At 64.1% G+C, this 17825-nt stretch carries 18 protein-coding genes; 12 read left to right on the top strand and 6 right to left on the bottom strand.

Translation table 11 applies throughout. The annotated features are described in order from the left end of the window. Positions 1 to 44 precede the first annotated feature (44 nt). From CH275_RS24750 to CH275_RS24730, 5 genes are all read left to right on the top strand, one after another. Positions 45 to 707, top strand: a complete 663-nt coding sequence (locus CH275_RS24750) for a TetR/AcrR family transcriptional regulator (protein WP_179276329.1) — start codon at positions 45 to 47, stop codon at positions 705 to 707. Positions 708 to 815: 108 nt separating this feature from the next. Next, entirely contained in the window at positions 816 to 2255 is a 1440-nt protein-coding gene (locus tag CH275_RS24745) for a gamma-aminobutyraldehyde dehydrogenase (RefSeq protein WP_094680799.1), read from the top strand. Beyond that, positions 2252 to 4204, top strand: a complete 1953-nt coding sequence (locus tag CH275_RS24740) for a primary-amine oxidase (protein ID WP_094680798.1) — start codon at positions 2252 to 2254, stop codon at positions 4202 to 4204. The genes CH275_RS24745 and CH275_RS24740 overlap by 4 nt, the downstream gene beginning before the upstream one ends. A 28-nt stretch (positions 4205 to 4232) precedes the next feature. Continuing rightward, positions 4233 to 5087: a universal stress protein gene (locus CH275_RS24735; protein ID WP_094680797.1), complete on the top strand. Its 855-nt coding sequence runs from the start codon at positions 4233 to 4235 to the stop codon at positions 5085 to 5087. Beyond that, positions 5080 to 6597, top strand: coding sequence for an APC family permease (locus CH275_RS24730; protein WP_094680796.1), 1518 nt, complete (start codon positions 5080 to 5082; stop codon positions 6595 to 6597). Before CH275_RS24735 ends, CH275_RS24730 begins: the two co-directional genes overlap by 8 nt. Before the next feature lie 19 nt (positions 6598 to 6616). Here CH275_RS24730 and CH275_RS24725 read toward each other — a convergent pair whose 3' ends face one another. The 3 genes from CH275_RS24725 to CH275_RS24715 form a co-directional block, all read right to left on the bottom strand. Next, positions 6617 to 7384, bottom strand: a complete 768-nt coding sequence (locus CH275_RS24725) for a MerR family transcriptional regulator (RefSeq protein WP_179276328.1) — start codon at positions 7382 to 7384, stop codon at positions 6617 to 6619. A gap of 18 nt (positions 7385 to 7402) precedes the next feature. Continuing rightward, positions 7403 to 8614, bottom strand: a complete 1212-nt coding sequence (locus CH275_RS24720) for an MFS transporter (protein WP_094680794.1) — start codon at positions 8612 to 8614, stop codon at positions 7403 to 7405. Between the two features lie 64 nt (positions 8615 to 8678). Next, on the bottom strand, positions 8679 to 9296 hold the full coding sequence (locus CH275_RS24715; protein WP_179276327.1) for a TetR/AcrR family transcriptional regulator: 618 nt from the start codon (positions 9294 to 9296) through the stop codon (positions 8679 to 8681). 81 nt (positions 9297 to 9377) lie between these two features. Here CH275_RS24715 and CH275_RS24710 point away from each other — a divergent pair, with 81 nt between their 5' ends. Beyond that, positions 9378 to 10364 carry a nitrilase-related carbon-nitrogen hydrolase gene (locus CH275_RS24710; RefSeq protein WP_094680793.1) on the top strand — a complete coding sequence of 329 codons (987 nt, stop codon included), beginning with the start codon at positions 9378 to 9380 and terminating at the stop codon, positions 10362 to 10364. After that, a complete protein-coding gene (locus tag CH275_RS24705; RefSeq protein WP_094680792.1) occupies positions 10361 to 11407 on the top strand; it encodes an agmatine deiminase family protein in 1047 nt (348 codons plus the stop codon). The genes CH275_RS24710 and CH275_RS24705 overlap by 4 nt, the downstream gene beginning before the upstream one ends. 9 nt (positions 11408 to 11416) lie before the next feature. On the opposite strand, the gene CH275_RS24700 is transcribed toward CH275_RS24705, so the two are convergent. The 3 genes from CH275_RS24700 to CH275_RS24690 form a co-directional block, all read right to left on the bottom strand. Next, the gene (locus tag CH275_RS24700; protein ID WP_143546870.1) at positions 11417 to 11743 is read right to left on the bottom strand and encodes a hypothetical protein; all 327 of its coding nucleotides are present in this window, start codon (positions 11741 to 11743) and stop codon (positions 11417 to 11419) included. 329 nt (positions 11744 to 12072) lie between these two features. Next, the gene (locus CH275_RS24695) at positions 12073 to 12594 is read right to left on the bottom strand and encodes a hypothetical protein (RefSeq protein ID WP_094680790.1); all 522 of its coding nucleotides are present in this window, start codon (positions 12592 to 12594) and stop codon (positions 12073 to 12075) included. Next, a complete protein-coding gene (locus CH275_RS24690) occupies positions 12591 to 12803 on the bottom strand; it encodes a helix-turn-helix transcriptional regulator (protein ID WP_094680789.1) in 213 nt (70 codons plus the stop codon). The genes CH275_RS24695 and CH275_RS24690 overlap by 4 nt, the downstream gene beginning before the upstream one ends. Before the next feature lie 179 nt (positions 12804 to 12982). Between CH275_RS24690 and urtA the strand changes: the two genes are divergently transcribed. From urtA to urtE, 5 genes are all read left to right on the top strand, one after another. After that, a complete protein-coding gene (urtA, locus tag CH275_RS24685) occupies positions 12983 to 14260 on the top strand; it encodes an urea ABC transporter substrate-binding protein (RefSeq protein WP_094680788.1) in 1278 nt (425 codons plus the stop codon). A gap of 69 nt (positions 14261 to 14329) precedes the next feature. Then, positions 14330 to 15214, top strand: coding sequence for an urea ABC transporter permease subunit UrtB (gene urtB / locus CH275_RS24680; protein ID WP_094680787.1), 885 nt, complete (start codon positions 14330 to 14332; stop codon positions 15212 to 15214). Then, positions 15211 to 16302, top strand: coding sequence for an urea ABC transporter permease subunit UrtC (gene urtC / locus CH275_RS24675; RefSeq protein WP_094680786.1), 1092 nt, complete (start codon positions 15211 to 15213; stop codon positions 16300 to 16302). Before urtB ends, urtC begins: the two co-directional genes overlap by 4 nt. After that, the gene (urtD, locus tag CH275_RS24670; RefSeq protein WP_094680785.1) at positions 16299 to 17129 is read left to right on the top strand and encodes an urea ABC transporter ATP-binding protein UrtD; all 831 of its coding nucleotides are present in this window, start codon (positions 16299 to 16301) and stop codon (positions 17127 to 17129) included. Before urtC ends, urtD begins: the two co-directional genes overlap by 4 nt. Then, the gene (urtE, locus tag CH275_RS24665; RefSeq protein WP_094680784.1) at positions 17122 to 17814 is read left to right on the top strand and encodes an urea ABC transporter ATP-binding subunit UrtE; all 693 of its coding nucleotides are present in this window, start codon (positions 17122 to 17124) and stop codon (positions 17812 to 17814) included. Before urtD ends, urtE begins: the two co-directional genes overlap by 8 nt. Positions 17815 to 17825 lie beyond the last annotated feature (11 nt).

The following is a 17825-nucleotide window of genomic DNA, read 5'->3' as shown; positions in this document are numbered from 1 at the left end:
CAACTCACGCTAGCACCAACTCGTACGCCTGTATAGTTCGGCTGATGCCCCGCCTGACCAGGACTGCCGTCGTAGACGCCGCTCTCGACGTCGCATACCGCCACGGCTTGGACTCGCTCACCATCCGCAAGATCGCCACCGAACTCGGCGTCTCCCCCATGGCGATCTACTGGCATGTGAAGAACAAGGACGAGCTGCTCGACGCCATGGGCGACCGCGTCTGTCAGGACCTCGAACTCACCGTCGATCCCACCGATCCGTGGTGGGAACAGCTACGCACCGTGCTCTCGGACTTAATGCGCGCCCTACGTGCTCATCCCGGCGCGGCCGGCATCGTTGTTCCTCGGATGCTGTTCTCGCCCAACAGCAGAGCTGCGATGGAATTGGCATTGAAGGCTCTCGGCGAGGCCGGCTTCTCCCTTCCCGACGCCACCCAACTCGCCCGCCACGGCGTCCGGGTCGCCATTTCGCTCATCACCGAGCCGCTGTTCACCGGTGTCGAGGTCGAGCCGGAGCGTCGGGCACACGTCGAGCGGGAGGTGGCGTCGACGATGGAATCTCTCGATCCCGAGGAGTTCCCGCACATCCTGGCCTCGGCCGAACATCTCGGCGATCCCACCTCCCGTCCGGCGTTCGAGAAGCTCGGTCTCGAGACCTATATCGCCGGCGTCAGAGCGCTCGCCGACAACCCCGACATCTCGTCCTGAGCCACCGTCATGGATTGGACATGTTGTCGGGTGGCGAAGTCTCCTCCGTAGGTGCAGGCTTTGCAGAACCGAAATATTGGTGGAGTTACGACGCTAGGGGTTCGAGTGATGACGGTGCCTGTCCTGCAGAACTACATCGACGGGGCGTTCGTGACGCCCTCGGGCACCGAGATGCTCGAGGTGGTGAATCCGGTGGACGAGTCGGTTGTCGCCCACTCCCCCATCTCCGACGCGGCCGACGTCGAGGCCGCAATGTCGGCCGCCGCCAGCGCATTCGAGACCTGGGGCAAGACGACGCCGAGTGAACGGCAGAAAGTGCTGCTGAAGCTCGCCGACGCCATCGAGGCGCACAGCGACGATATCGTCGAGGCGCAGAGCCGCAACACCGGTCAGCCCAAGGCCACCATCGCCGCCGAGGAAGTCACGGTCGGCGCCGATCAGATCCGATTCTTCGCCGGCGCGGCCCGGATGCTCGAGGGCAAGTCGGCGGGCGAATACATGGACGGCTTCACCTCGTACGTGCGCCGCGAACCGATCGGTGTCGTCGGCCAGGTGACCCCGTGGAACTACCCGTTCATGATGGCGATCTGGAAGATCGGGCCCGCCTTGGCCGCCGGCAACACCATCGTGCTCAAGCCGAGTGACACCACTCCCGAGAGCACGTTGGTGCTCGCGAAGCTGTCCAAGGGCATCGTTCCGGACGGCGTGCTCAACGTCGTCCTCGGCAACGGCGGCACCGGTGCCGCGATCGTCGAGCACAAGACTCCCGGCCTGGTATCGATCACCGGCTCCGTCCGCGCCGGCATCGCGGTGGCCGTGGCGGCCGCCAAGCAGCTCAAGCGGGCGCACCTCGAACTCGGCGGCAAGGCACCGGCGATCGTGTTCGACGACGTCGACATCGCCAAGGCAGCCGACGGCATCGCCGAAGCCGCGTTCTTCAACGCCGGTCAGGACTGCACCGCCGTCACCCGCGTTCTGGTGCACGAGTCGGTGCACGACACCCTCGTCGATGCCCTTGTCGCCAAGGCGAAGACACTGAAAGTCGGCCTACCCGACGACCCCGATACCTTCCTCGGCCCACTGAACAACGTCAACCACTTCGGTCAGGTGAGCGCCAAGGTCGAGGGCATCGGCGCGCATGCCACCATCGTCACCGGCGGCAAGCGCATCGGCGACAAGGGTTTCTTCTTCGAACCCACCATCATCACCGGCGTGCAGCAGTCCGATCCCATCGTGCAGGAGGAGACGTTCGGCCCGGTGCTGACGGTGCAGAAGTTCACCGACGAGGCCGAGGCGATCACTCTTGCCAACGACGTCGACTTCGGACTCGCATCGAGTGTCTGGACCTCCGATCACGCACGTACACTGCGCATCTCGGCAGCCCTGGACTTCGGTGCCGTGTGGGTCAACTGCCACATCCCGCTGGTGGCCGAAATGCCGCACGGCGGCTTCAAGTACTCCGGTTACGGCAAGGATCTCTCTGCCTACGGCGTCGAGGACTACACCCGCATCAAGCACGTCATGAGCTCGACGGAGACCATCGCATGACCGCACCTCAAAGACACCGTCACCCCCTCGATCCCCTCTCCAGCGACGAATTCGCCGCCGTGGCCGAGGTTCTCGGCCGCGATCACGGTGTCGGCGACGGCTGGCGCTACGCCTCCATCGAAATGATCGAACCGGCCAAAGCCGAGGTCGCCGCATTCGATGCGGACGGGACCGTGCCCGCACGTCGAGCAGTCTCGGTGGTGTTGAACCGCAACGAGAACACCACCTTCAAGGCCGTGGTGTCGCTTGACGATCGCACCACCGAATCGTGGACACACATTCCCGACGTGCAGCCCAACTTCACCGTAGACGAGTGGGAGGAGGCCGACGCGGCTCTGCGCGCCCACCCCGATGTGATTGCGGCCCTTGCCGATCGAGGCATCACCGATCTGGACCTGGTGTTCATGGACACCTGGACCTACGGCGAGGCGGTGACGCCGGAGAAGTACAAGGGACGACGCCTCGGCTGGTCCGATACCTGGGTCAAGGCGGCGGAGGGTGCCAATCCCTACGCCGGACCGGTGGGCGGATTCCACTGCGTCATCGACGTGAACACGATGGAACTGCTCGAGATCGAGGACACGTACCGGGTCGAGCGTCCGGAGATCATGGGCGAGTACGTCCCTCGCCACATCCCGGAGCGGATCAGGAATGCGAGCACGCGTCCGCCGCTGAAGCCTCTCGAGATCACGCAGTCCGACGGACCGTCGTTCGAGCTCGACGGCAACAAGTTGACGTGGCAGAACTGGTCGCTGCGGGTGGGATTCAACTATCGCGAGGGTATGACGCTGCACGCCGTCACCTACAACGACAACGGGAACGTACGATCCGTCGCGAATCGAATGTCGTTCGCGGAGATGGTCGTTCCATATCGTGATCACACCGAGGATCACTATCGGCGCACCGCGTTCGACATCGGCGAGTGGGGTCTCGGTTTCATGACCACCTCGCTCGAGCTCGGCTGCGACTGTCTCGGTGAGATCCGCTACCTCGACGCGGTGCTGCACAACAGCAAGGGCGAGCCGTACACGATCACCAACGCGATCTGTATCCACGAAGAAGACAATGCGGTGCTGTGGAAGCACGTCGATCACGACGCCGGAGCCGAGGTGCGTCGCATGCGCCGCCTCACCGTCAGCTTCCACGCCACCGTCGCCAACTACGAGTACCTCGTCTACTGGCGGTTCTATCAGGACGGCAACATCGAGTGCGAGGTTCGCGCGACCGGCATCATGGTCGTCACCCACTTCGAAGAGGGCGGCTCCCATCCGTCGGGAACGTTGGTCGACAACCGGACCTACGCGCCCTATCACCAGCACTTCCTGGTCGCTCGGCTCGATCTGGACATCGACGGCACCGAGAACACCGTGTATTCCAGTGAGACGCAACGCGTTCCGATGGGCCCCGACAATCCGTACGGTCTCGCGCTGACTCAGGTCAACACTCCGCTGACCACCGAGTCCGAGGGCAAGCAGGATTACGACTGGAACACCCAGAAGGCGTGGAAGGTCGTCAACGACAACGTCACCAACGGCCTCGGCACCCGGCCCGCCTACAAGCTGGTTCCGGGAGCGGCGATCCCGTCCATGTTCGATCCCGCGTCGCCGATCTTCCAGCGCGCCCAGGTGATCGGTCACACCGTCTGGGTCACCCCCAATTCGCCCGACGAGCGTTGGCCGAGCGGCGAGTTCGTCAACCAGAGCGGCGTCGACCACGGGCTTCCGGAGTGGACCGAGGCAGATCGAAGCATCGAGAACACCGATGTCGTCGTCTGGTACACCTTCGGCATCCACCACATCACTCGGCCGGAGGACTGGCCGGTGATGCCCGCGGACACGGTCTCCTTCTGGCTCAAGCCGTTCGGATTCTTCGATCGAAACCCCTCGCTCGACGTAACACCGTCGGAACCGAAGTCGTGCCACACCGATCCCGGTAGCACCTGCCATTAGCTCGACCGACTTCAGGGAAGGTCCGCCCATGCGTCTGATCGTGGGGTACCAGGCAACACCGAGTGGAGCGGACGGAATCGCCCTGGGCGCAACGCTCGCGCGTTCTCTGCAGGCATCGCTGGACATCTGCTTGGTGCTGCCCCAAGAGCGGCCGGTGCCGTCCAAAGCGCCGGTCGAGGCCGCGTACGACGACATCCTGATCGACCAGGCCACCGAGTGGTTGGCCGAGGCACTGAAACTGGTGCCCGAGGACGTACAGGCAAGTGCACACCTGCTGTTCGACGAGTCGTTCGCACAGGGCCTGCTCGACTGTGTGGACGAGTGCGACGCCTACATGATCGTCGTCGGCGCGGCCGGTGACGGTCTGCTCGGTCGCCACTCGATCGGCACCGTCACCAGCGATCTGCTGCACGTGGCACATGTGCCGCTCGCACTGGCTCCGCGGGGGTATCGACACTCTCCGCCGCAGCGGATCCGGGAGATCACCTGCGCCATCGGAAATCGTCCTGGGGCAGCAGAACTCGTCGAGGCAGCCACCGACCTCTCCGTCACCGCGGAGTTGCCGCTGCGCCTGCTCTCCCTCGTGTCCACCGAAGACCAATCGACACGGGGACAGAGTGGTCTCGCCAAGGCCGAGGAAGTATTGCGCATCGTGCAAGCGGAACTGCCCGCGGGATCGGAGGTGCAGCTGAGGGTGGCGGAGGGCTCCGGCATCGAGAAGGCCGCTTCTTCGCTCGACTGGCACGACGGCGACGTGTTGATGGTCGGGTCGTCTCGACTCGCGCAGCCTCACCGCCTGTTCCTGGGATCGGTTGCCGCCAAGATGCTTCGGGTCGTTCCCGTTCCGATGATCGTTGTTCCGAGGGAGGCCGACGATGAATGAGCACAAGGTAGTCGACGTCGAGTCCAAGGGCCTGTCGGCCGGCCAGCTCGGATTGCTCGCCAGTGTGGTGCTGGGAATCTCGACCATCGCACCCGCGTACGCATTGACGGCATCGCTCGGGCCGACGGTCACCGAGGTCGGTGTACACCTTCCCGCGATCTTCATCGTCGGCTTCATCCCGATGTTGTTGGTGGCGTTGGGTTATCGAGAGCTCAATGCTGCCGAGCCCGACAGCGGCACGTCGTTCACGTGGGCCTCGAAGGCGTTCGGTCCGTACGTCGGCTGGATGGGCGGATGGGGCCTGATCGCCGCCACCATCATCGTGCTCTCGAACCTCGCCGGGGTGGCCGTCGACTTCTTCTACCTCTTCCTCGCCCAGGTCACCAGCAACGATTCGCTGGCCGACCTGACCGGCAACAAACTGGTCAACATCGTCACGTGCCTGGTGTTCATGGCCCTTTCGGCGTGGCTGTGTTATCGAGGTATGCAGGAGACCAAGCGCGTCCAGTACACGATGCTCGGGTTCCAGTTGCTGGTGATGGCGTGGTTCATCATCGCCGCATTCGTCAAGGTGGGGGCAGGCGACGGGGCGCAGGACATCTCGTTCAGCCTCGACTGGTTCGACCCGTTCGGCATCCCGAGCTTCTCGGCGTTCACGGCCGGCCTGTCGCTGTCGATCTTCATGTACTGGGGCTGGGACGTCTGCCTGACGGTCAACGAGGAAACCTCCGGCAGCGCAAAGATTCCCGGCCGCGCAGCGCTGGTCACGGTGTTCTTCATCATCGTGCTCTACTTGCTCACGGCAGTGGCAACCCTGCTGTTCGCCGGCACCGGCGACACCGGAAACGGACTGCAGAATCCCGACACCACCGACAACGTGTTCGCCGCCCTCGCCGGGCCGGTGATGGGGCCGTTCGCGATCCTGCTGTCCCTGGCCGTGTTGAGCAGCTCCGCCAGTTCGCTGCAGGCCACGTTCATCTCGCCGGCCCGTACTCTGCTCGCGATGGGTCACTACCAGGCACTACCCAAGCGGTTCGCCTCCATCACACCGCGATTCAGCACCCCGGGCTTCGCGACACTCGTCGCAGGCGGGGCGTCGGCCGGGTTCTATGCCGTGATGCGGGTGGTGAGCGACAACGTTCTCACCGACACCATTGCCGCTCTGGGACTGATGATCTGCTTCTACTACGGCATCACGGCATTCGCCTGTGTCTGGTACTTCCGCGAGGAGCTGTTCACCAGCACCCGCAACGTCTTCTTCAAGTTCTTGGCACCGCTACTGGGCGGGGTCGGGATGGCAGTGGTGTTCGTGCAGACCTCGGTCGATGCCTGGGACCCCGAATTCGGTAGCGGCTCATCACTGTTCGGCATCGGAATGGTCTTCCTCATCGGCGTGGGGATCATCGTTCTCGGCCTCGTCATCATGGCGGCGGTAGCGCTGCGCAAGCCGGAATTCTTCAAGGGCAACATTCTCCGCCGCGATACTCCGTCACTGATAGTCGAAGACTGACGATCCCCCCTGGCTTTCGTCAGGGTGGGGGATGCTCGATTCCGCGCTCCTGCAGGCCTTGCACGATCAGCTCGGTGATGCGCACCCAGGCAGGGCGGTCGGCCCACTGCTCCGCGAGCAGTGCGTTGGCCGCAGGGTCGTCGAGACCGCGCTCGAACGACCACTCGCGGGCGTCACTCGCCCAGGTGTCGATCATCCATTCGACCGTGTCGTCCGCGAGCTCCTGGATCCGTGGATCCTCGGGTTCGAGCTCGGCTGCTCGGAACGATCGCACCATGAGTGCCAGATATCCCGGGTCTCGGAGCATGCCGCCGCCTACCGTTTCCAGCCAGGGATCGAGCCTGGATCGATAGACGGCATACGTCAGTACCCAGGCGTCGCGATAGTGATCGACCACTCCGGAGTCGATGCCTGCGTCGCGCAGGTGCTCGATCAGGCCGACGATCAGATCGGGAAGGACCAGTGCATCGCCTGCACGCAACAGCCCGAGTCGGTCGCGATCCTTCTCCAGACGTTCGATCCTGCGGTTCAGGTCGGCGTGGATCTCGACCAAGGCAACGTCGAGTGTTTCCTGTGAGGCGTCGAGCAGCTCGTGGACGCGAGCCAGTGGCACACCGGCCGAGGCTAGCGCAACAACACGTGACAGCCGCAGCACTGCCTCCCCGTCGTAGAGACGGTAACCGGAGGTGTCGCGTTGCGGCTCGTCCAACAGCCCCTGCTGGTGGTAGAACCGCACGGTTCGGGTCGTCACTCCCACGTAGGAAGCCAGCTCACCGATACGCAGCATGGCGACCATTCTTGCCGATCAACCGTCCACTCCGGCGGAGTGCGGCACCGGTTCGGTCAGCTCGCGCGCACCCGGACTCAGCACGGCGTAGGCAGCGACAGCGGTCCATCCGACTCCCATCACGACGGCCCCGAGACCGAGATCGCCGCCGACGAGCACCACCGACATCAGTCCCAACCCCATCGGACCGGCCACGAGCCCGCTCATGTTCAGCCAGCCGAGGACGCGCCCCCGAACGTCTGCGGGGACGCGTTCTGCCACGTAGACATTCCAGATCGGACCGAACAGCCCGGATCCGAGACCCATCACGAGCATCCCGGCCGCGACGATCCAGAACCCCTGCAGCTGTGCGAACAGCCAGATGCCGATCGTCATCGCAGCCATTCCCGTCACGAACGTGGACCGTCGCGATCGGGCGGCCAAGAAAGCGAACAAGGCCGACCCCGCCAACGCACCGACGGCGAACGCCGACATGGCCAGGCCGAGCTGCCCGGGTTCACCGATCTCGTTGAAGTGGCCGGGCAGCAGCAGGCTGATCATCGGCGGGGTGACCAGACTCGCGAGGAACGCGAAAAGCAGCATCGCCCGCAGTGCGGGCGTGCGACGGATCAGGTCCAGCGCATTTCCCGACCCCGCGGCACCGGCCGCGAACGCCTGCCCCACGACCGGAACCAACGCAGTCAGCACCGCAGCGGCCGACGACGAGGCGGCGGTGACGGCCACGACATCGATCGGGTCCAGCATGCTCAACAGCAGACCCGCCAGAGCCGGTCCGGCCAGGAACGCCAGCGAGAAACCGGTCTGAAAGAACCCGGCCACCGCCGTGACCGACGTCCCCGAGATCGACGCGACGTCGGCGAGCATCGCCTGACGAGCCGTCATGCCCGGCACATCGAAGACAGCGCCTGCCACTCCCAGCACCACGAACCATGGCACCGACAACCCCACCGTCGCACTCACCACGATCAGGCCGAACACCGCAGTTGCACTGCCGAGATCGGAGACGACGGCCACGTTGCGTGCCCCGAATCGGTCGATCAGTCGACCGCCGGCGAACGTTGCCGGCACCGCTGCGATGCCCGCCGCCGCAGCGATCAGACCTGCCGACGCCAAGCTTCCGGTCGTCGCCAGCACCAACCAGGGCAGGACGATAGTGATGGCCGAGTTGCCGAAAAGCGACAACGACGCGCCACCGATGTACAGCGGGACAGCAACACGGATGCGACTCATGCTTCGATGATCTGCATTGACGTAGCGTCAAGGTCAAGGTGCGCCTGCGGTTGTTGCCGATGAACTAACCGTCGAGCTCGTCCGAGGCCACAGGATCGAATCCGGCCAGCAGCGCACGGAGTCCGTACTCGAAGGCCTCGTCGGAGCGGGAGGACTTCGAGGACGCGGTGTCGAGGGCTGCGCGCAGCGCGCGCCCGACCTCCACACTGGGCCGCCACGGGGCTTCCGGTGCCGCCAGATCGAGCGCCGAGCCCAGTACGAAGCTGTCGAGAACGGTGATGATGTTGAGTACGTCGGCGGGTCCGAAGTCGGCCGCCGACAAGGCATCTGCCAATGCGTTGTACATACCGAAGGCATGGGCGCTGTTGACCGCATGCTCGGTGAGCAGCGGTATCAGACGTGGGTAGCGGGCGTAGCTGTCGCGGTACGCGCGGGCGATCTGCGCGACGGTCTCACGCCAATCGAGCCCGTGCCCCGGGAGCGCGACCTCGGACATCGCGCGCTCGCGCAACAACTCGACTATCTCTTCGCGACCCGACACGTGGTTGTACAACGACGACGGGCTGACGCCCAGTTTCTTGGCGAGGAGCGGAATGGTGAAGCCACCGCTATCGGCCACCAGCGCGAGGGCGGCAGTGGTGATTCGTTCGGTGTCCAACAGTGACACAGACGGTCTCCCCACGGTGCACACCTTTCTTCCTCTTGCGGTTCCGATCGACATCGACAATACTTAACGAATCACATTCGTTTTATCGGAGGTTCCATGCTGACGATCACCGCACTCACTGCCCCCGAGGCCCCGATTCGCACCACCCCGACCGATCGAGCGCCGCTCCGCGTCGCACTGGTGCAGCATCGCTGGAATCCCGACGCCGCCGCGCTGAAAGCAGAACTGATCGAAGCGATCTCCACCGCCGCCGGGCTCGGGGCCGAGGTCGTCTTCCTGCCCGAGATCACTCTGCTGCGCTACCCCGCCGACACTCGCGCCGGAGCGAACCCGGGCGGCGAGGCCGAGGATCTGCTCACCGGCCCCACGTTCGCTCTCGCCGCCGAGGCCGCCGCGGCGAACGGCATCGTGGTGCATGCCTCGCTGTACGAGAAGTCCGAGGCCGCAGACGGATTGGGCTTCAACACCGCCATCATGGTCTCGCCGACGGGCGAACTGCTGGCGCGAACCCGAAAATTGCACATCCCCATCTCGGCCGGCTACTACGAGGACACCTACTTTCGGGCCGGTCCGGCCGACGACCCGTACCCCGTCTACGCACCGCAAGAACTCGGCGGCGCCCGAGTGGGCCTGCCCACCTGCTGGGACGAATGGTTTCCCGAGGTCGCACGCAGTTACGCACTCGGCGGCGCAGAAATTCTCGCGTATCCGACGGCCATCGGATCCGAGCCGTCGTTCCCCGCCTTCGACACCCAGCCCCTGTGGCAGCACGTCATCGTCGGCCACGGCATCTCGAACGGCCTGTTCATGGTGGTGCCGAACCGCTGCGGCGACGAGGGTGAGATCACCTTCTACGGTTCGTCGTTCATCTCCGATCCCTACGGCCGCGTCCTGGTTCAGGCACCTCGCGACGAACCGGCGGTCCTCGTTGCAGATCTCGACCTCGATCAGCGTCGAGAATGGTTGGAGCTGTTCCCGTTCCTGCTCACCCGCAGACCCGACACCTACGGTCGCCTGACCGATCCGGTGCGCACCGACGCACCGTACGGCGACGGACACCCCGCGACGCCGGTGATCAAATGAACACCGCCGCAACGACGTTCACGATGCCGTCCGAGACCGCGCCGCAGGACAAGGTGTGGATGGCCTTCCCGTGCGAGGGTTACTCACTCGGCGACGATCCGGAGGCCAAGCACGAGGCCCGTTCCACCTGGGCCGCCGTCGCGCATGCGGTTGCCGAGTTCGAGCCGGTGACCGTCGTCGTCGATCCGGCCGAGCGTGCCGTGGCAGCGACGTACCTCTCCCGCGACGTCGAGGTCGTCGAGGCACCGTTGAACGACGCCTGGATGCGCGACATCGGTCCGACGTTCGTTCATGCCGACGACGGATCGGTCGCGGCGATCGATTGGATCTTCAACGGCTGGGGCGCACAGGACTGGGCGCAATGGGACAAGGACAGCCGCATCGGCGAGTTCGTAGCGAATCAGGCTGCAGTGCAACGAGTTACGTCCCCGATTGTCAACGAGGGGGGCGGTATTGCCGTCGACGGCGCAGGGACGGTGCTGATCACCGAGACCGTGCAGCTCGACCCAGGGCGCAATCCAGGCCTGTCGAAAGCGGACATCGAGGCGGAGCTGGCGCGAACCATCGGTGCGCAGCACGTCATCTGGCTACCCCGCGGATTGACCCGGGATTCGATGCGGTTCGGCACACGGGGTCACGTCGATATCGTCGCGGCCATTCCGTCGCCGGGAACTGTTCTGGTACACCGGCAACGTGATCAGGCTCACCCCGATCACGAGGTCAGCGCACTGATCGTCGATACCCTGCGTGCCACTCACAGCGGCTCGGGTGAGGACTGGAACATCGTCGAGGTGCCGGCTCCACAGACGCTGCGTGACGCCGACGGTTTCGTCGACTACAGCTATATCAACCACCTCGTCGTCAACGGCGGCGTCATTGCCTGCAGCTACGACGACCCATCCGACAACGAGGCGGCGGCAATACTGCGAGACGCCTACCCGGGTAGAAAAGTGGTGACGGTGGACGCGCGGCCGCTCTTCGAGCGAGGCGGGGGCATCCACTGCATCACCCAGCACCAGCCTTCGGTGCGCACTCTCGGCTGACGGCCGAGCCTACGAGCTGCGTCGAACTTCGAGGTGCTCGCCGACGACGACGGTCTGCGCCTCGGTCACGCAGTCCAGTCGTCCGTCCAGGCGCAGAGATACGTTGTACTCGCCCGGCTTGAGGGCGAACGTGGTGATCTCGATGCTCGAAGTGTTCTCGTCCACGATGACGCGGTGACTCAGCGTCAGCATGCCGTTGTGCAGAACCTCGCACATCTGGCCCGGGATGACGTTGTCGACGTGAACGGTGATGGTCTTGGGTCCGCCGAGAACCTCGATGGTGGGCTGCGGCGTGCTCGACCCGACGAGTCTGAGGTAACTCTTGTCTCTGCGCACGGCCTCGACTTCCCTGTTAGCTTGCTCCACCCGAAGGTGAACGTCCGACGTGGTCTCGTTGGTACTTCGTGGCGCGACGAAAGACGGATTGGTCGTACACATCGTCATCGGCCTCGAACCGAGCCTCTCTCTTCATCGGGTGCATCGCCGTTCACGTTACGAACTCGCGTCCGGACAGCCCGCCAACAGCGCCGACACCGGAAAATCTCGATGTCATCGGTCAGAACATACCCCTCGTGCTTCGAATCTGCGAACGGACTGATCGAACCGAGACCTTTACGTATCCATTCGCCGTGTAAAACCGAGCGCAGCCACTCCCGCGGGCCGAATCAGTCCTCCGTCTGCAATCTCATGAGCTCGGCCTTCTCCGCGGCGCGCTCGGCGTTTCGCACCCGCCGCCGCCTGTTCCTGATCCCTATGACTCCTGCCGCGAGTCCCAACGGCACACCGATCGCGGCCCCGAACAACACCGACCCGAAGCTGCCGCCGCCGTAATGAACCAGTAGCCGAATCCCGGCTCCACCGAAGCCCAGGAAATACAGCACCGCGCCGACCGCCAACCGGGGCCGTCGCAACTCCTGCACGGTGTACATGTCGATCCCCCGAGCCCGGGCGTACCCCACAACGACATAGGCGACAACGAGGAGCGCGACGATGACCCCGATCGCCACCCACGCCCCGGTGACACCCGCCGCAAAGGGCAGGACCGCACCGGTGATCAATCCGATCCACAACAACGACTGGAATCCGACGGCCGAGGCCTCGTTCCAGATGTCGCGTTGCAGCTCGTCGGCGTAGAACTCGTCGTCGAGGTCGCCTACGAATCGAGCCGCTCTGACGAATGCGCTCATGATTGCGTGTCTCCTTCGTCTCCGAACAGTGTTTCCACCGTCGTGTCGAGTGCGCGGGCCAATCGCAACGCCAGGTACACGCTCGGGGCATAGTCGCCGCCTTCGACGGAGACGATGCTCTGCCGGCTCACCCCACAGATGGTGCCGAGTTCGGCCTGGGTGATGCGTGCCAGTTTGCGATGCTCGCGAACGGTATTCGTTCCCGGCATGCCAAAAGTCAACTCTGCTTGTCATAAAATGTCAAGCGTAGTTGTCATATTGATGCTTTTACGTCAGCGTTACGCGGGAAACAGACTCGTCACCGCGGAACATACCAGCGCAATACTTGCCCTTTACTGTTCGCAATCGCGAATACAACTCTGTATACAAACTTCCGAAAGGGCCGTAGATGCCTGCTGTCTCGAAGCGCGTGTCCGTCAAACGCGTCATGGTCGTTCCCGCAGCGCTGGCTGCATTGAGCCTGGTCGCCACCGCCTGCGGGAGCAAGGCGAGCGACACCACCTCCGCCGAGGGCGGCGGAGGCGCGTCCACCTCCTGTGTGGACACCTCGGGCGACACCATCAAGGTCGGCTCGCTCAATTCCCTGTCCGGCACGATGGCGATCAGCGAAGTGACAGTGCGTGATTCGATCGCACTTGCCGTCGAACAGATCAACGCGGCGGGTGGCGTCAACGGTAAGCAGATCGAGATCGTCGCAGAGGACGGCGCATCCGAGCCGACGGTGTTCGCCGAGAAAGCAGAGAAGCTGATCAGCAGCGACTGTGTCGCAGCGGTGTTCGGCGGCTGGACGTCGTCGAGCCGCAAGGCGATGCTGCCGGTGTTCGAGGACAACGACGCACTCCTCTACTACCCCGTGCAGTACGAGGGCCTCGAGGCGTCGAAGAACATCTTCTACACCGGCGCCACCACCAACCAGCAGATCATCCCGGCGCTGGACTACCTGAAAGAGAAGGGCGTCAAGTCCCTCTACCTGGTGGGCAGCGACTACGTGTTCCCCCAGACCGCAAATCGCGAGATCAAGGCGTACGCGGCCGCCAACGGCATCGAGATCAAGGGTGAGGACTACACCCCACTCGGTTCGACGGACTTCTCCACGATCGTCAACAAGGTGCGCTCCGCCGACGCCGATGCGGTGTTCAACACTCTCAACGGTGATTCCAACGTCGCATTCTTCCGCGAGTACACCAACGCCGGCCTCAAAGCTGCTGACATGCCGGTCATCTCGGTGTCCATCGCCGAGGAAGAGGTGGCGGGCATCGGTGCCGCGAACATCGAGGGCCAGCTGACCGCCTGGAACTACTATCAGACCGTCGACAGCCCGGAGAACACCACGTTCGTCGCCGACTACAAGGCGAAGTACGGTGCCGACAAGCCCACCTCGGACCCTATGGAAGCCGCGTACACCTCGGTATACCTGTGGAAGAACACCGTCGAGAAGGCCGATTCCTTCGCGGTGGCAGATGTTCAGGCCGCAGCCGACGGCGTCAGCTTCGCCGCCCCCGAGGGCGAGGTCGTCATCGACGGCGACAACCACCACATCTCCAAGACCGCGCGCATCGGTGAGATTCGCGCCGACGGACTGATCTACACGGTGTGGGAATCCCCCGAGGCCATTGCACCCGACCCGTTCCTCGAGACCTACGACTGGGCCGCCGACCTCAACTGACCATCCCTCGTGCGCGTTTTGCGTAGCTGTGGCTACGCAAAACGCGCACGAGCTCCGAAGGAGCCCTCCATGGACGTCGTGATCGGACAGTTGTTCACCGGCCTGTCGATCGGATCCATTCTCTTGCTCGCCGCCCTCGGGCTCTCACTGACGTTCGGTCAGATGGGCGTCATCAACATGGCGCACGGCGAGTTCATCATGGCCGGTTCGTACACGGCCTATGTGGTGCAGCAGATCGTCTCCACCGGCGGCGCATCACTGTTCATCTCACTCGTCGTCGGCTTCCTCGTCGGCGGCGCAATGGGAGTGTTGTTGGAGGTCACGCTGATTCAGCGCATGTACCACCGCCCACTGGACACCCTGCTCGTCACGTTCGGTGTCGGGCTCATCCTGCAGCAGCTCGCCCGCGACATCTTCGGTGCTCCGGCAGTCAACGTCGTGTCCCCTGGATGGCTCAGCGGCGGCGTCGACATCCTCGGTGCCGTGGTTCCCAAGACCAGAATCTTCATTCTCGTGCTCGCGATCGTCGCCGTCGTCGCACTGTCGGTGGCACTGAAGAAGACCGCGATGGGTCGACGCATCCGCGCGGTGGTGCAGAACCGCGATCTCGCGGAGACCTCGGGCATCTCGAGCCGCAGGACGGACATCTCGACGTTCTTCCTCGGTTCCGGCCTGGCCGGTGTCGCAGGCGTCGCACTCACCCTGATCGGTTCCACCAGTTCCACTGTGGGACAGAGCTATCTGATCGACGCCTTCCTGGTGGTCGTCGTCGGCGGCCTCGGCCAGATCAAGGGTGCGGTCATCGCGGCGTTCGCCCTCGGGATCCTCAACTCGTTCATCGAATACAGCACCACCGCCTCGATCGCCAAGGTCATCGTGTTCGTTCTCATCGTGATCTTCCTGCAGGCCCGACCGCAAGGCTTGTTCGCCGTCAAGACAAGGAGCCTGGTATGAGCGAATTCATCGCCAAGCGCGGTGCCCTACTGGGATTCGCCATCGCCGCGATACTGTTGTTCGCCGTCGCTCCTGCCGTCCTCAGCGACTTCCGATTGAATCTGCTCGGCAAGTTCATCTGCTACGCCATCGTGGCGGTCGGAATCGGATTGGCCTGGGGCCGAGGCGGAATGCTCACCCTGGGTCAGGGCGTCTTCTTCGGCATCGGTGCCTACATCATGGCCATGCATCTGAAGATCTCCGACGCAGATCTGCGCGGGGACGACGTACCGGACTTCATGTCGATCGCCGGAATTCGTGAACTGCCGTCCTACTGGGTGCCGTTCACCTCGCCCATCACGACAATCCTGGGCATCCTGTTCGTGCCGGCCCTGGTGGCGCTGGTGCTCGGTCTCGGCGTGTTCAAGCGTCGGGTCAAGGGCGCGTACTTCGCGATCCTGAGCCAGGCTCTCGCCGCGGCCTTCGCGATCCTGCTGATCGGCCAGCAGACCACGGGCGGCTCCAACGGCCTCAACAGATTCCGCACGTTCTTCGGGTTCAATCTCAACGACCCAGCGAACAAGCAGATGCTGTTCTTCATCGCTGCAGGTGTACTGCTCGTGGTCGTGGCCATCACCCGCCAGCTGATGTACTCGCGATACGGCGAACTGCTGGTTGCGGTACGCGATCAGGAGGAGCGCGTCCGGTTCCTCGGGTACGACCCCGCCAACGTCAAGATCGTGGCGTACGTGGCCGCGGCATTCTTCGCGGGACTGGCCGGGGCACTGTTCGTTCCGATCGTCGGCATCATCTCCCCCAACGACGTCGGCATCGTCCCGTCCATCGCGTTTCTCATCGGTGTCGCCATCGGCGGTCGCACTACGCTGCTCGGTCCGGTTCTCGGTGCACTGGGCGTCGCCTGGGCTCAGACCACACTGTCCGAGCAGTTCCCGTCCGGCTGGACGTATGCGCAGGGTCTGCTGTTCGTGGTGGTCGTCGGGTTCTTCCCCGCCGGTATCGCCGGACTGTTCGCACTGCGCAAACGAAAGAAGGAACTCGAGCCGGTCCCCGAACCGAGCGAAGAGCCAGAGAAGGAACTCGCACGATGATTCACGTCGAAGGCCCGCAACCGACGTTCGGCGGTAACGCCGGCATGTCGAGTCAGTATCTCGAAGTCCGCGACCTGACGGTCAGTTTCGACGGTTTCAAGGCCAATACCAATGTCGATCTGACGCTGATGCAGGGCGATCTGCGCTTCCTCATCGGGCCCAACGGCGCAGGCAAGACCACACTGATCGACGCCATCACCGGACTCGTTCCCGCGACCGGCTCGGTCACCAAGTCCGGTGTCGAACTGCTCGGCAAGAAGGTGCATCAGATCGCCCGCCTCGGCATCGGTCGTACCTTTCAGACCGCCAGCATCTTCGAGAATCTGACGGTGCTGCAGAACCTCGATATCGCCGCCGGGTCCGGACGTTCCGTGCTGACGATGTTGCGTCGTCGGGGATCGGTGCTTCCGCAAATCGAAGAGGCTCTCGAGACGATAGGCCTCACGGCCGAACGCGACAAGCCGGCCGGAATTCTCGCGCACGGTCAGAAGCAGTGGCTCGAGATCGGAATGCTGTTGGTACAGAACGCCGACGTCCTCCTTCTCGACGAGCCGGTCGCAGGCATGAGCCACGAGGAGCGCGAGGAGACGGGACAGCTACTGCAGCGCATCGGCGGTGAGCGGACCGTCGTCGTGGTCGAGCACGACATGGACTTCATGCGCATGTTCGCCACCTCGGTCACGGTGTTGGCTGCCGGACGCGTTCTGGCCGAGGGCACGGTGGCCGAGGTACAGGCAGATCCGAAAGTCCAAGAGGTCTATCTCGGCACCGCAGCTGCGGGCGAGGAACTCGACCAGATCGCAGAAGAAGGAGCCGATCATGCTTGAACTGGTCGACGTGCGTACCGGTTACGGTCGCAGCGAAGTGATTCACGGTGCGTCGCTGACGGTCCCGGCCGACGGTGTCGCCGCGGTGATGGGACACAACGGCGCAGGCAAGACCACTCTGCTGCGGGCTGCGGTGGGGTTGCTCGAGGTCAACTCCGGCAAGGTCATGTTCGACGGTGAGGACGTGAGCGCGTTGCGTCCCAGCGCGCGCGTCGCACGCGGACTCGCCTACGTGCCCCAGGGTCAGCAGTCGTTCGGCCAGTTGACGACGGCCGAGAACCTGCAGGTGGTAGCCGACGGCCGCAAGCGCGGCAAAGCTCTCGTCGACGAGGCACTCGATCTGTTTCCGGCGCTGAAGGAATTGCTCGGTCGCAGAGCAGGATTGCTCTCGGGTGGTCAGCGCCAACAGCTGGCCATCGCGCGGGCACTGATCACCGAACCCAGAATGCTGATCCTGGACGAGCCGACCGAGGGTATCCAGCCGTCGGTCGTCGCCGAGATCGAACGCACCGTCATCGAGCTCACCCGACGCGGAGGTCTCGGAGTTCTGTTGGTGGAGCAGCACATCGGCTTCGCACTCGAGTCCGCACAGAATTACTACATCCTCGAGGCCGGCCGCATCACGTCCACCGGAGTGGGCGGTACCGACTCCGAGGCGGACGTCCGCGCAGCCATGGCGATCTGACCGGACGCATC

Origin of the sequence: Rhodococcus sp. 06-235-1A, assembly GCF_002258785.1 — a bacterium.
Taxonomy (GTDB): domain Bacteria; phylum Actinomycetota; class Actinomycetes; order Mycobacteriales; family Mycobacteriaceae; genus Rhodococcoides.
This window is presented reverse-complemented; position numbering and strand designations above follow the sequence as displayed.

Excerpts from the sequence above, each read along its gene's own strand:
- CH275_RS24720 (WP_094680794.1), bottom strand. The coding sequence starts at position 8,614 with ATGAGTCGCATCCGTGTTGCTGTCCCGCTGTACATCGGTGGCGCGTCG.
- urtB (WP_094680787.1), top strand. The coding sequence starts at position 14,330 with ATGGACGTCGTGATCGGACAGTTGTTCACCGGCCTGTCGATCGGATCC.
- urtD (WP_094680785.1), top strand. The coding sequence starts at position 16,299 with ATGATTCACGTCGAAGGCCCGCAACCGACGTTCGGCGGTAACGCCGGC.
- urtE (WP_094680784.1), top strand. The coding sequence starts at position 17,122 with ATGCTTGAACTGGTCGACGTGCGTACCGGTTACGGTCGCAGCGAAGTG.
- CH275_RS24710 (WP_094680793.1), top strand. The coding sequence starts at position 9,378 with ATGCTGACGATCACCGCACTCACTGCCCCCGAGGCCCCGATTCGCACC.
- CH275_RS24730 (WP_094680796.1), top strand. The coding sequence starts at position 5,080 with ATGAATGAGCACAAGGTAGTCGACGTCGAGTCCAAGGGCCTGTCGGCC.
- CH275_RS24750 (WP_179276329.1), top strand. The coding sequence starts at position 45 with ATGCCCCGCCTGACCAGGACTGCCGTCGTAGACGCCGCTCTCGACGTC.
- CH275_RS24695 (WP_094680790.1), bottom strand. The coding sequence starts at position 12,594 with ATGAGCGCATTCGTCAGAGCGGCTCGATTCGTAGGCGACCTCGACGAC.
- CH275_RS24745 (WP_094680799.1), top strand. The coding sequence starts at position 816 with ATGACGGTGCCTGTCCTGCAGAACTACATCGACGGGGCGTTCGTGACG.
- CH275_RS24690 (WP_094680789.1), bottom strand. The coding sequence starts at position 12,803 with ATGCCGGGAACGAATACCGTTCGCGAGCATCGCAAACTGGCACGCATC.
- CH275_RS24725 (WP_179276328.1), bottom strand. The coding sequence starts at position 7,384 with ATGCTGCGTATCGGTGAGCTGGCTTCCTACGTGGGAGTGACGACCCGA.
- CH275_RS24735 (WP_094680797.1), top strand. The coding sequence starts at position 4,233 with ATGCGTCTGATCGTGGGGTACCAGGCAACACCGAGTGGAGCGGACGGA.
- CH275_RS24705 (WP_094680792.1), top strand. The coding sequence starts at position 10,361 with ATGAACACCGCCGCAACGACGTTCACGATGCCGTCCGAGACCGCGCCG.
- urtC (WP_094680786.1), top strand. The coding sequence starts at position 15,211 with ATGAGCGAATTCATCGCCAAGCGCGGTGCCCTACTGGGATTCGCCATC.
- CH275_RS24740 (WP_094680798.1), top strand. The coding sequence starts at position 2,252 with ATGACCGCACCTCAAAGACACCGTCACCCCCTCGATCCCCTCTCCAGC.
- urtA (WP_094680788.1), top strand. The coding sequence starts at position 12,983 with ATGCCTGCTGTCTCGAAGCGCGTGTCCGTCAAACGCGTCATGGTCGTT.